Origin of the sequence: Mannheimia granulomatis (genome assembly GCF_011455695.1) — a bacterium.
GTDB classification, from domain to species: domain Bacteria; phylum Pseudomonadota; class Gammaproteobacteria; order Enterobacterales; family Pasteurellaceae; genus Mannheimia; species Mannheimia granulomatis_A.
This window is the reverse complement of record NZ_CP015030.1, coordinates 1,528,590-1,541,186: the sequence shown is the minus strand read 5'-3', so window position 1 is coordinate 1,541,186 and position 12,597 is coordinate 1,528,590. Positions and strand designations below refer to the sequence as shown.

Genomic DNA, 12,597 nt, shown 5'->3' with positions numbered 1-12,597 from the left:
AAAATAGCAAAATGTAGTTAACTTAGTTATTTATTTGATTAAATAACGGTTTCATTACTTTTTCTTCTTGATAAATTCGAGTACATAAAACCAACAAATAAAGAGGAAAAATGTAAATTAACGTATTCCAAGCATGGCAAAGAAATACTAAACCAATTAATTCCGGCAAAATATTTAAAAAATAGTTAGGATGTTTAATTGTCCGAAAGAGCATTGATGTATTGATTTTGTGATTAGGTAGGATATAAAGTTTTACCGTCCAGATTTCTTTTAACTGAGAAATTACCCAAAATAGTGCGAGGTAAGCCAATAACATGACTAGCATACCTAAAAAGCTAAATGAATCCCAAGTATGCCCAAAATAATTTGCCTCAAAGATTGCTGAAAAATAAAACAAAACATGTAGAGCTGAAAGTAATATTGAAATTTTTTTGCCATATTGTACAGCTCCATTTTTAATTAGCCTTTTTTCATTTTTAATTGAAATACTAAGGCTATATAAGCGGACAATAAAAAAGATTATAAAGGTTAAATTAACCGATAACATAAGTTCTCCTTTTAAATATTATAAAAATAATTAACCACAGAATATATAAGGCCCCAAAAGACAAAAGTTGTAAAATTTCTAATAAATTCAACCGCTTGTATAGATTGGGGAGTTCGTAATTCTGTGGTTAATCGATATTATAGACCAAGCTGGTCCCAAATTTCATCAACGCGTTTGACCACTTTAGGATCTTTTTTAATTGGAGTACCCCATTCTCTAGTGGTTTCTCCCGGCCATTTATTCGTTGCATCAATCCCCATTTTTGAGCCCAACCCTGCAACTGGTGAGGCAAAATCAAGATAATCAATCGGGGTATTTTCAATCAAGGTTGTGTCTCGTGTAGGATCGCAACGGGTGGTAATTGCCCAAATGACATCTTTCCAATCTCTTGCGTTTACATCATTATCACACACAATTACAAACTTAGTGTACATAAATTGGCGTAAGAATGACCAAACTCCCATCATTACCCGTTTAGCATGACCTGCGTATTGTTTTTTGATGGTGACTACAGCCAAACGATAAGAACAACCCTCAGGTGGTAAGTAGAAATCCACAATTTCCGGGAATTGCTTTTGTAAAATCGGGATAAAGACTTCATTTAATGCTTCTCCCAACACTGCTGGTTCATCAGGTGGTCTGCCGGTGTAGGTAGAATGGTAAATCGCATCTTTTCGCATTGTAATATGAGTTACGGTAAACACAGGAAAATATTCTTGCTCATTATAGTAGCCGGTGTGATCGCCATAAGGTCCTTCCAATGCGGTTTCTTCAAGGTCGATATAGCCCTCAAGGACAATTTCTGCACTTGCCGGCACTTCTAATTCATTGGAGATAGATTTCACCACTTCCGTTTTTTGCCCGCGTAATAAACCGGCAAAGGCATATTCAGATAATGTATCTGGAATAGGAGTCACTGCTGCTAAAATTGTAGCTGGATCAGCCCCTAACACCACAGAAACTGGAAATGGCTTATCCGGATTTTCTGCTTTCCACTCTTGGAAATCTAAAGCACCGCCACGGTGAGAAAGCCAACGCATAATTAATTTGTTTTTACCCATGAGCTGTTGGCGGTAAATACCTAAATTCTGGCGTTTTTTATATGGTCCTTGGGTAACGGTTAGCCCCCAAGTTACAAGAGGAGCAACATCGCCTTTCCAGCAGTGCATAATGGGAAGTTGAGTTAAATCTACATCTTCACCTGAAATTATAATGTGTTGGCACTCTGCTTTACTCAATATTTTTGCTGGCATATTCAGCACTTGTTTCCATTGAGGGATCTGACCGATTAAATCTTTAAAACCTTTTGGTGGCTCGGGTTCTTTTAAAAAAGCAAGTAATTTACCAAGCTCGCGCAAGGCTTTGGTATCTTCTTGCCCCATTCCCATTGCGACCCGTTTGGGAGTACCGAATAAATTGCAAAGAACAGGAATATTACTGCCTTTTGGGTTTTCAAACAGCAATGCCGGTCCGCCTTTTCGTAAGGTGCGGTCGGCAATTTCGGTCATTTCTAAATAAGGATCGATCTCGTGCTTTATGCGAACCAATTCCCCTTGATTTTCAAGAAAATCAAGAAATTCTCGTAAATTTTTATATTTCATAGCGGTCAAATTTGTTAGTTTTTTTGCAAATGCAAGTATATAGAAAAACGCAGGTGAAAAATACCCATAAAAAAATTATAGAAAATTTATATGATTTTGTTAGAATATCTAGGTTTAAATTATTCGTGAAAAATAGGAAATAGGGGAAAACATTATGTTCAAAAAAACATTAATCGGATTAGCCGTTTTAGGAGCAGGTGTTGCTCAAGCGGATGTATTAACCAGTATTAAGCCGTTAGGTTTTATTGCTAATGCTATTACCGATGGAGTAACGGAAACTAAAGTATTACTCCCTGCGTCGGCTTCGCCACATGATTACAGCTTAAAGCCTTCAGATATGTCTCAATTGCAATCTGCCCAGTTAGTGGTTTGGATCGGAGATGGTTTGGAAGGCTTTTTGGAAAAAAGCATTGAAAAATTGCCTAAAGAGAAAGTGCTGACATTAGAAGATGTAGAGGCTATTGAGGCTATTGTCGATAAAGCAAGCAAAAAAGCAAGTAAAGATGATGCTCACAAGCATGAGCATGCACATAAACATGAACATAAGCACGACCATAAGCATGAAGGTCATGAGCATCACGGTCACAGCCATGATGAAGATTGGCACATTTGGCTTTCAGCTGAGGCAAGCGAACTGGCTGCTGAACAAATTGCAGCACGTTTGAGTGAGCAATTACCAGAGCAAAAAGCAAAAATTGCGGAGAATTTAGCAAAATTTAAGGCAAGTTTAACCACTAAAAAAGCAGAAATTGCGAAACAACTGGAACCACTAAAAGGCAGAGGCTATTACACTTTCCATGATGCTTATGGCTATTTTGAGCGTGATTATGGTTTAAATTCACTGGGTTCATTTACTATTAACCCAACGGTCGCTCCGGGAGCAAAAACATTGGCTGCAATTAAGAAAAATCTTGTAAAACATGAAGCAGAATGTTTATTTGCAGAACCGCAATTTACGCCGAAAGTGATTAAAACTTTGGCTAAAGAAACGAAAGTGAATGTAGGGCAGTTAGATCCGCTGGGTGCAAATATTAAGTTAAGTGCAACGGCTTATCCAGAGTTTTTACAATTGCTGGCAAATGAATTTAGCCTATGTTTAGGAAAAACAAAATAAGATCCTATAGATAAAAATAGCCCCATTTAATATTGTTAGTTAAATGGGGCTATTTTTGTAACTGATTATTTTACAACGATTTTTTTTCCATTAGTAAAATCAATCTGTTTTGCTACAGTTAAATGACCAACCGACACTTCATTTGTAGAGAAAATTTGTTTTGCCGGCTCAGGTAAATTATCTAGTGGTAGAGTAACAGTAATACTTTCTTTTTTACCTGATGCAATATCTTTATCCAGTTTAGTTTTGATTTCTTGGATAAAGAAAACTTGATTGTTTACAGTAAAAGCAGATGACCAGTTGAGATTTTTGATTCTATTTTTACCTTTGTTAGTGACTTCGTAGATGAGTACTACAATATTTTGATTATTTTGAGTTGCAATGCCTCGTTGAGTTAAATTGATACTGACATTTTGATTAAAGGATTTTAAATTTGGATCTTCTGCCACCTTTTGCTGTGTTGCTGCTTTTGTAGTATTCGCAGCTTGCGTTTTTTCTGCAGCTTGTGCATTAAAGGTGAATAATGAAAAGACAGATAAAGCCAAAAGTGTGTTTTTAAATAACATAGCACGTTTCCTTTTTGAATAATATTTGCAAAAGCAGCCTAATTTAGACCAATTATATATTCAGATTTTATGCCTTTTTCAGAAATTCAGATTTAAGCATAATTTTGCCGCAATCGACATTATGATCGCCATTGACTAAGCGTATCCCTTTGAATTTAGTGCCTTTTTTCAGTACCTCAGAAGAGCCTTTTAATTTTAGGTCTTTGATTAATAACACATCATCGCCGTCGGATAATAAATTACCATTGCTGTCTTTAACAATTAAGACATCTTCTTCTTGTAGATTTTCTTCACCCGTCCATTCATAAGCACAATCAGGGCAAACAAATTGAATTGAATCATGATAAGTATTTTCGCTTTTACATTCAGGGCAAGTTGGGTAAGTCATTATTTTTCCTCAAATAAAATAAAAAACTAATTATATAACGAAATCTGGAAAAATGGTAAGCGGTCAAATTTGAGTGATTTTTTACCACTTTATCTGAAAGTCAGTTAGAATAGGGCAAGATATTACCAATAAAGGAGGATGCTATGATAGTCGATCCAAATTATCAAAAAGAATTAGAAAAATATGAAAATCCGGTGCCAAGCCGAGAATTTATTTTAGAGACCATCCGTGAATATAACGCTCCAATGAGCCGCGATGAGTTGCTAGAAGCATTTCATATTTATGATGAAGAGCGAGCGGAAGGTATTCGTCGCCGTTTACGTGCGATGGAAAATGACGGTGAATTGGTTTTTACTAAAGGTAAGCGTTATGCCTTGCCGGAAAAAATGGATTTAATTAAAGGAACGGTGATAGGCCATCGTGATGGCTATGGATTTTTACAGGTAGAAGGTAGTGAAAAATCCATTAAAAGTGAAGATTGGTTTATTCCTAATGCTCAAATGGTTCGTGTAATGCACGGTGACTTTGTATTAGCCCAACCAAATGGGACCGATCGCCGTGGGCGTAAAGAAGTACGAATTGTACGAGTGCTTGAAGCACGTAAGAAACAGATAGTCGGCCGCTTTTTCCTTGAAAGCGGGATTGGTTTTGTCGTGCCGGATGACAGCCGTATCAATCAAGATATTTTGATTCCCGATGAATATCGTATGGGAGCAAGAATGGGACAAGTTGTTGTGGTTGAACTACAAGAACGGAAAGCCAGTTTCAGCCGCCCGGTCGGTGCTATTACCGAAATCTTAGGGGATAATTTGGCTCCGGGGATGGAAATTGAAATTGCTTTACGCAACCATGATATTCCTCACGCTTGGCCGGATGGCGTAGAAAAACAGATTCGCCAATTTACCAGTGAAGAAGTGCCGGAAGAGGCAAAACAAGGTCGAGTTGATTTGCGTGCATTACCACTTATTACCATTGATGGTGAAGATGCCCGGGATTTTGATGATGCGGTGTTTGCTCGCAAAGAGGGGGATGGCTGGCGTTTATGGGTGGCGATTGCTGATGTAAGTTACTATGTTCGCCCAAAAACGGCATTAGATCTTGAAGCTCTAAATCGAGGAAATTCAGTTTATTTCCCAAATCGAGTAATCCCAATGTTGCCAGAAGTGCTTTCAAACGGCTTATGTTCACTTAATCCACAAGTAGATCGTTTATGTTTAGTAGCAGAGATGACGCTTTCTGCAAAAGGTGAGCTAACAAGCTACCAATTTTATGAAGCAGTAATGAATTCACACGCTCGCCTCACCTATACAAAAGTATGGAAAATGTTAGAGGGAGATGAAGCCTTACGTGAACGTTATGCTCCGCTAGTGCCTCATATTGAAGAGCTTTATGCTATGTTCAAAATTCTCATGAAAGCACGTCATAAACGTGGGGCAATTGAGTTTGAAACCATTGAAAATCAATTTATTTTTAATCCGCAAGGTCGGATTGAACGCATTGAGCCGCTTATTCGTAACGATGCTCACAAGCTAATTGAAGAGTGTATGATTCTGGCAAACATTGCTGCGGCTCGTTTTGTCGAGCAAGCCAACGAACCGGCACTATACCGCATTCACGACAAGCCAAGTGAAGAAAAAGTGATGAGCTTTAAATCCTTTGTGCGTGAATGTGGTTTGACTTGGGATGTGGGTTTAGAACCGAGTCCGAAAGATTACGGTATTCTGCTTGAGCAAATTGCGAAGCGGGCAGACAAAGAACTTATTCAAACCATGTTGTTACGTTCGCTGAAACAGGCTGTTTATGCAGCGGATAATATAGGGCACTTCGGTTTAGCATTAAGCGAATATGCTCATTTTACCTCACCGATTCGCCGCTACCCTGATTTATTGTTGCATCGAGCAATTAAATATTTAATTGAAAAGGGTAAAGGCAATAAAAGGCATTACACTGATGGTGGCGGTTATCACTACAAGCTCGATGATATCGACCAGTTTGGTGATAAATGTTCCGCTACCGAACGCCGTGCGGATGAGGCGACAAGAGAGGTCGCAGATTGGTTAAAATGCGAATTTATGCAAGATCATCTTGGTGCAGAATTTGATGGTGTGATTTCAAGCGTAACCGGCTTTGGTTTGTTTGTGAAGCTCAACGAGCTACTAATTGATGGCTTGGTGCATATTTCAACCTTGGATAATGATTATTATCACTATGATGCTGACCGTCAACGTTTAGTTGGTGGTAGCGGGGTGATGTATCGTTTAGGCGATGCGGTGCGTGTGAAGGTGATTAATGTCAATCTCGATGAGAAAAAAATTGATTTTGAACTGCTTACCGAGCACAAAAAAAGTGGTAAAACAGCAAGGAAAAAGGCTAAGTTAGAGGCGACAAAGCCTATTTTCAAAGAACCTAAAACGGTGAAAAAAGCCCAAAAAGCAGAGAAAAAGCCGGCAAAATCGGTAAGAAAAAGTAGAAAAACAACCGCTAGTAAACCGAAAGTAGCTAAAAAGAAAAGCTCGGCTAAAACTAAAAAATCAGAGGAATAAATGAACTACAAAAAACAGATTCTGTTTAGCATTTTATTTGCATTATTGATGGCGGTAATCAGTTATTTTGTGTTCACTTATCTCCCTTATGATTGCGGTAATTTAACTCAGTTAACCGATACGCAACGCCTAGAATGCCGTACAGTTGAAGTGTTAGGGATCTATTATTGGTTGCCTCACACCACTACGCTATTTTTTGGTTCAATTCTACTTTATTGGATCGTTTATGGCGTGATTGCAGGGGGAAAGTTCGTGCTAGAACGTAAATAGAACTAAATGGAAGTAGCCGCTTGTATATTCAATGATTCAAGCGGTTTATTTTTAGTAAAAATTTGCAAAAACAGTTAAAAATCGCAAAAGCCTATCTGAAAAGATGGGCTTTCATTTTGTAAAGAAACTAAAACTCCTTGATAGATGTACAACTAATCTATAAAATTCATCAATTAAGTGGGAAAAAGTGGAGTATTGTGGAACTTTTTCCTAATTTCATCTCTTCTAAATAAGGTAAAGATCAAAAATGTTTCGTGGTGTTAGTTCAATCAGCATTGATAGTAAAGGGCGGATCGCAATTCCGACACGTTATCGTGCCGAATTGTTAGAAAAGCATCACGGCATTTTGGTTTGTACCGTAGATATTCGCCAACCATGTTTGTTGCTTTATCCATTACATGAATGGGAAACGGTTGAGCAAAAATTATTGGCATTGTCGAATTTTGACCCCGTTCAGCGAAGAATCCAACGTGTGATGCAAGGCTTTGCAACCGAATGTGAAATGGATTCTGCAGGGCGTGTGTTATTAAGCCCGGCGTTACGTCAGCATGCTCAACTTGAACAGCAAATTATGCTAGTTGGGCAGTTAAATAAATTTGAAATTTGGCAAGATAAACAATGGCAGGCTCAAATTGCCGAGGATCTTGCTTTTGGTAGTTCAGCAGAAATGTTGGATTGCGATGCACTGAAAAATCTTTCTCTATAACAAATAATCGGAACCGCAGATGAGTGATTCTCCAAAACATATTACCGTTCTTTTGCACGAAGCTGTTGAAGGTTTAGCAATTAAGCCAAACGGTATTTATATTGACGGCACTTTCGGGCGAGGAGGTCATTCTCGTTTAATTCTTTCTAAGTTAGGTGACTATGGTCGTTTAATTGCAACAGACCGTGATCCTCGTGCTATTGCAGAGGCGAACACTATCAGCGACGTTCGTTTTCAAATCAAACATACGGCTTTTTCTGCTATTCCTGAAATCTGTGAGGAGATGGGATTAATAGGCAAAATTGACGGAATATTATTAGATTTAGGTGTATCTTCCCCACAGCTTGATGAAGCTGAACGCGGTTTTAGCTTTATGCGTGATGGGCCTTTGGATATGCGCATGGATACTACCAAAGGTTTATCTGCTGCAGAGTGGCTGGCACAAGTTTCAGTGGATGATTTAGCATGGGTGCTGAAAGAATTTGGTGAAGAGCGTTTTGCTAAACGTATTGCACAAGCGGTCGTTTCTTACAATAAATCTGCAAATGAAAAAATTTCCCGTACTTTACAATTAGCGCAAATTATTAGCGATGCAGTGCCGTTTAAAGATAAACATAAACACCCTGCGACTCGTTCATTCCAAGCAATTCGAATTTTTATTAATAGTGAATTAGATGAGTTGGAGAAAGCCTTAAATGCAGCTTTAAGTGTATTGGCACCGGAAGGCCGTTTGTCGATTATCAGTTTCCATTCTCTTGAAGACCGTATGGTCAAGCAGTTTATGCGTAAGCATAGTAAAGGAATGGAAGTACCGAGAGGATTACCGATTTTAGAATCTGAGCTGAATAAAAATATTCCACTAAAAACCATCGGTAAAGCAATTATGCCGAGTGAAGCTGAAATTGAAGCAAATGCTCGCTCGCGTAGTGCAGTATTACGTATTGCCGAAAAGCGTTAATTTATAGGAATCGCTATGTCAAACGAACGTTATCCTTTACATCAAATTATTATTGATGACATTTTTAGTCATAACAAGGTCGCGATTTTACTATTGATAGGCGTGGTTATTTCAGCGGTTGCTACAATTTGGGTAACACACCAAACCCGTTTATTAGTTAGTGAGCAAGGGCAGCTTATACAAGCTAATCAGCGATTAGAAAGTCAGTATACGAATTTGTTGCTGGAAGAAAACAGTCGCAGTGGAAGGGCAAGGGTAGATGCTGCAGCGAAGTCCTTTGGTTTACAACCGATTAAAAAAGAGCAAGAAATAATTTTAGTTGAATAAAAATGGTTACATCAGTCAAATTAAAGCGTAAAAAAGAAACGCCTATTAATAAAGCAGAATCTCCAAAAGCAGACAGTAAAAAATTACCGAGTTTTTTACCAAAACGTTTTGCGGTTGTTGCTTTTTTGATGGTTGTCATGGTTGCCGGCTTGTTAGGCCAAGCAGCTTATATTCAACTTGTTGATTCGGAAAGATTAATTAAAGAAGCAAATAACCGCTCACTGCGGACTAAAGAACTACAATTTACTCGTGGTAGAATTTTAGATCGCAACGGACGCTTCCTCTCTATCAGTGTGCCAATGTATTCATTAACTTTAGATCCAAGAGAATATTTTGACACTAAGCTACGCCGATCAAACGAAAGTTGGCGAGCCTTGGCAATTGAGATGGAAACATCTAAAAGCAAGATTGAGGCAAGCGTTAATAAATTTATTGAAAAGAAAAATGTTTCCAAAGAGAAAGTGGATTTTGACCCTCGCTCTACGCTAAATACTAAAAGTGAGGGCTATTGGACACAGCTTTCTCAAGTAACAGGATTGGATTACAACACCTTACTTGAAAAAGTACGAAATAATCCGAATTCTGTTTTTTTGCGTTTGGATAATGAAAATGCCGAATTAGAACGCAAAAAATTTCAGGCATTAAGTAAAGAAATCGGACGTGCATACAATGATGTAATGACCGAACTTTATGCAAAAAACCGTCAGCGATTTGTTTATCTTTCCCGCCACGAATCGGAAGCGATTAGCGAATATGCAAAAGAACTTGATATTAGTGCATTGGTAGTGAAAGTGGAATCTCGCCGTTTTTATCCATTAGCGGAAGAGTCTTCCCAACTTATCGGTTTTACTGATAAAGATGATATGCATGGCTCTGAAGGTTTAGAGCGTAGCTTTGATTCACTGCTTATCGGTAAAAACGGTAAGCAAATTATTCGTAAAGATGCTAAAGGTAATATTGTTGAAAATATTCGTTCGGAAAAACAATACGATCCGCAAGATGTGATGCTTAGCATTGATGAAGAATTGCAATCAATGGTTTACGGTGAGATTAAAAAAGCGGTTCAGGAAAATAATGCAGAGTCGGGTACAGCCGTGTTGGTAGATGTACAGACCGGTGAGATTCTGGCGATGGCAAATGCACCATCTTTCAACCCGAATAAGAGAGACAGCTTCAAGCCTGAGCTAATGCGTAACCGCGCAATTACCGATACTTTTGAACCAGGATCAACAGTAAAACCTTTTACTGTTTTAACTGCATTACAGCAAGGGGTAACTTATCGTGATGAAGTTATCAGCACTCGTCCGTTTGTGGTAAATGGACATACCATTAAAGACGTTGCTCCAAGAGATAGCTTAACGCTTACCGGAATTTTGCAGAAATCCAGTAATATTGGGGTGAGCCGCTTAGCATTACGTATGCCATCGACTGCTTTAGTAGATACTTACACCAAAATCGGCTTTGGTAAAGATACCGGATTAGGGCTAGGCGAGCAGCGAGGGTCTAATGGTGATCGCAAACGCTGGGCAGATATTGAACGGGCAACGCTCTCTTATGGATATGGCTTAAATGTAACGCCATTACAACTTGCACGAGCTTATGCAACCTTAGGCAGTTTCGGTATTTATCGTCCGCTGTCGATTACTAAAGTGGATCCGCCAGTGATCGGTGAGCGTGTATTGCCGGAAAAAATCACCCGAGATGTTGTACATATGATGGAAAGTGTGGCAGCTAAAGGCGAAGGTGGGCAGCGTGCGGCAGTAGACGGCTACCGTGTTGCGATTAAAACCGGTACAGCCCGTAAATTAGAAAACGGCAAATATGTAGAAAAATATATCGCTTATACCGCCGGTTTAGCCCCGGCAAGTGATCCGCGTTTTGCGTTAGTAGTATTAGTGAATGAACCAAAAGCCGGTAACTATTACGGTGGTTTTGTTTCCGCCCCACTTTTCTCCCGCATTATGGGTTATACGCTGAAACAACGTAATATCAAGCCGGATAATTTAACTGAAGACACACAAAGTGCAGTACGTGAAATAAAATTAGAACGCAGAGTTAATTAAGGCACACTATGAAACGTTTACTTCCTTTTCTGACAGAGCTAGATGCTTGGGTTGAAGAATTAACCGAGCTAAATGAAATGACCTTGGATAGCCGCCAAATCAAACAAGGCGATCTCTTTGTGGCATTAAAAGGTCACCAAGTTGATGGCAGACAATTTATTAATAAAGCGATTGAGCAAGGTGCAAGCCTTGTGTTGGCAGAAGCGGATGATGATCAATTTGAAGTTGAGTTAGATCCTGCATTTGCAAAATTTAACCTAGATCGTACCGCTTGTTGTAAGGTAGTTTCGGTACCACATCTTCCCAAATTACTGTCTGAGATTGCCGGAGCGTTTTACGACAATCCATCACAAAAACTAATCTTATCGGGCATTACTGGCACTAACGGAAAAACGACTACGGCTCAATTACTAGCACAATGGCGGAATTTATTAGGTGGAAAATCTGCAGTGATGGGAACCATCGGCAACGGTTTATATGGCAAAGTACAAGAGGCAGTAAATACCACAGGCTCTGCGATTGAAATCCAACGCAATTTAGCTGATTTTGTAGAACAAGGGGCAGATTTCTGTGCGATGGAAGTCAGTTCACACGGACTAGCTCAATTTAGAGCGGAAGCTTTAGAATTTGATTTGGCAATATTCACAAACTTAAGTCGCGATCATCTCGATTACCACAACACAATGGAAGAATACGCCGAAGCCAAATTTCGTTTATTCAGTGAGCTGAAAACCCAAGCTCAAGTAATCAATGCTGATGATGAAATCGGTGCAAAATGGCTAAACAAATTACCAAATGCGGTTGCTGTTAGCTCTCAGCCGGATTTTTTAAGTAACCACCGTTTTGTGAAAGCCACAGAGGTAAAATTTACCCTCCAAGGGGCAAGCATTAAATTTGCTTCAAGTTGGGGAAATGGTGAACTTAGCAGTCGCTTAATCGGGGCGTTCAATGTGAGTAATCTACTCACTGCTTTTGCCGGCTTGCTGGCGCTTGGCTTTAATATTAATGAATTAGTAAAAACCGCCCCAAATTTAGTGGGTGTAGCCGGCAGAATGGAATGTATTACCGCACCAAACAAACCGATGGTGATTGTGGACTATGCCCATACGCCTGATGCCTTAGAAAAAGCCCTACAGGCTGCACGTTTGCATTGCAAAGGCGAACTTTACTGCATTTTCGGCTGTGGCGGAGACAGAGATGCGGGCAAACGCCCATTAATGGCAACAATTGCAGAAAAACTTGCGGATAAAGTGATTGCTACGGACGATAACCCTCGTACAGAAAACAACCAAAATATTATGGCAGATATTGTTAAAGGTTTCGAAAATCCAGCTGCTGTGCAAGTTATCCACAATCGTGAAGAAGCGATTAAAACGGCAATCGAACAAGCTAAAGCTAGTGACGTGATTTTAATTACAGGTAAAGGCCACGAAGATTATCAAATAATTGGGGCGGAGAAGTTGCATTTTTCGGATCAGGAAACAGCGAGGAAATATCTAGGATGATTTTATTAC

General features: G+C 39.2%; 12 protein-coding genes. 8 read left to right on the top strand and 4 right to left on the bottom strand.

Annotation, left to right across the window (positions count from 1 at the left end; all coding sequences use genetic code 11):
- Positions 1–22 precede the first annotated feature (22 nt).
- The gene (locus tag A4G16_RS07380) at positions 23–547 is read right to left on the bottom strand and encodes an isoprenylcysteine carboxyl methyltransferase family protein (protein WP_165889341.1); all 525 of its coding nucleotides are present in this window, start codon (positions 545–547) and stop codon (positions 23–25) included.
- 137 nt (positions 548–684) lie between these two features.
- Entirely contained in the window at positions 685–2,148 is a 1,464-nt protein-coding gene (ubiD, locus tag A4G16_RS07375; protein WP_165889340.1) for a 4-hydroxy-3-polyprenylbenzoate decarboxylase, read from the bottom strand.
- Between the two features lie 154 nt (positions 2,149–2,302).
- Between ubiD and znuA the strand changes: the two genes are divergently transcribed.
- On the top strand, positions 2,303–3,262 hold the full coding sequence (gene znuA / locus A4G16_RS07370; protein WP_165889339.1) for a zinc ABC transporter substrate-binding protein ZnuA: 960 nt from the start codon (positions 2,303–2,305) through the stop codon (positions 3,260–3,262).
- Positions 3,263–3,327: 65 nt separating this feature from the next.
- Here the strand turns inward: znuA and A4G16_RS07365 are convergent, their stop codons facing one another.
- Both A4G16_RS07365 and A4G16_RS07360 read right to left on the bottom strand, forming a co-directional pair.
- Positions 3,328–3,828 (bottom strand): hypothetical protein, encoded by a 501-nt coding sequence (locus tag A4G16_RS07365; protein WP_165889338.1) that lies wholly within the window; start codon positions 3,826–3,828, stop codon positions 3,328–3,330.
- A 67-nt stretch (positions 3,829–3,895) separates the two neighbouring features.
- Complete coding sequence (locus A4G16_RS07360) at positions 3,896–4,216, bottom strand: zinc ribbon domain-containing protein YjdM (RefSeq protein WP_165889337.1); 321 nt, start codon at positions 4,214–4,216, stop codon at positions 3,896–3,898.
- 143 nt (positions 4,217–4,359) lie between these two features.
- Here A4G16_RS07360 and rnr point away from each other — a divergent pair, with 143 nt between their 5' ends.
- The 7 genes from rnr (at position 4,360) to murE (ending at position 12,588) form a co-directional block, all read left to right on the top strand.
- Positions 4,360–6,759 (top strand): ribonuclease R, encoded by a 2,400-nt coding sequence (rnr, locus tag A4G16_RS07355; RefSeq protein WP_165889336.1) that lies wholly within the window; start codon positions 4,360–4,362, stop codon positions 6,757–6,759.
- On the top strand, positions 6,760–7,029 hold the full coding sequence (locus tag A4G16_RS07350; RefSeq protein WP_165889335.1) for a hypothetical protein: 270 nt from the start codon (positions 6,760–6,762) through the stop codon (positions 7,027–7,029). It begins immediately after the preceding gene.
- Between the two features lie 247 nt (positions 7,030–7,276).
- On the top strand, positions 7,277–7,735 hold the full coding sequence (gene mraZ, locus A4G16_RS07345) for a division/cell wall cluster transcriptional repressor MraZ (RefSeq protein ID WP_165889334.1): 459 nt from the start codon (positions 7,277–7,279) through the stop codon (positions 7,733–7,735).
- Positions 7,736–7,754: 19 nt separating this feature from the next.
- The gene (gene rsmH, locus A4G16_RS07340) at positions 7,755–8,693 is read left to right on the top strand and encodes a 16S rRNA (cytosine(1402)-N(4))-methyltransferase RsmH (protein WP_165889333.1); all 939 of its coding nucleotides are present in this window, start codon (positions 7,755–7,757) and stop codon (positions 8,691–8,693) included.
- 15 nt (positions 8,694–8,708) lie between these two features.
- The gene (gene ftsL / locus A4G16_RS07335; protein WP_027074025.1) at positions 8,709–9,020 is read left to right on the top strand and encodes a cell division protein FtsL; all 312 of its coding nucleotides are present in this window, start codon (positions 8,709–8,711) and stop codon (positions 9,018–9,020) included.
- Between the two features lie 2 nt (positions 9,021–9,022).
- Complete coding sequence (locus tag A4G16_RS07330; RefSeq protein WP_165889332.1) at positions 9,023–11,083, top strand: penicillin-binding transpeptidase domain-containing protein; 2,061 nt, start codon at positions 9,023–9,025, stop codon at positions 11,081–11,083.
- An 8-nt stretch (positions 11,084–11,091) separates the two neighbouring features.
- Positions 11,092–12,588, top strand: coding sequence for a UDP-N-acetylmuramoyl-L-alanyl-D-glutamate--2,6-diaminopimelate ligase (murE, locus tag A4G16_RS07325; RefSeq protein ID WP_165889331.1), 1,497 nt, complete (start codon positions 11,092–11,094; stop codon positions 12,586–12,588).
- Positions 12,589–12,597 lie beyond the last annotated feature (9 nt).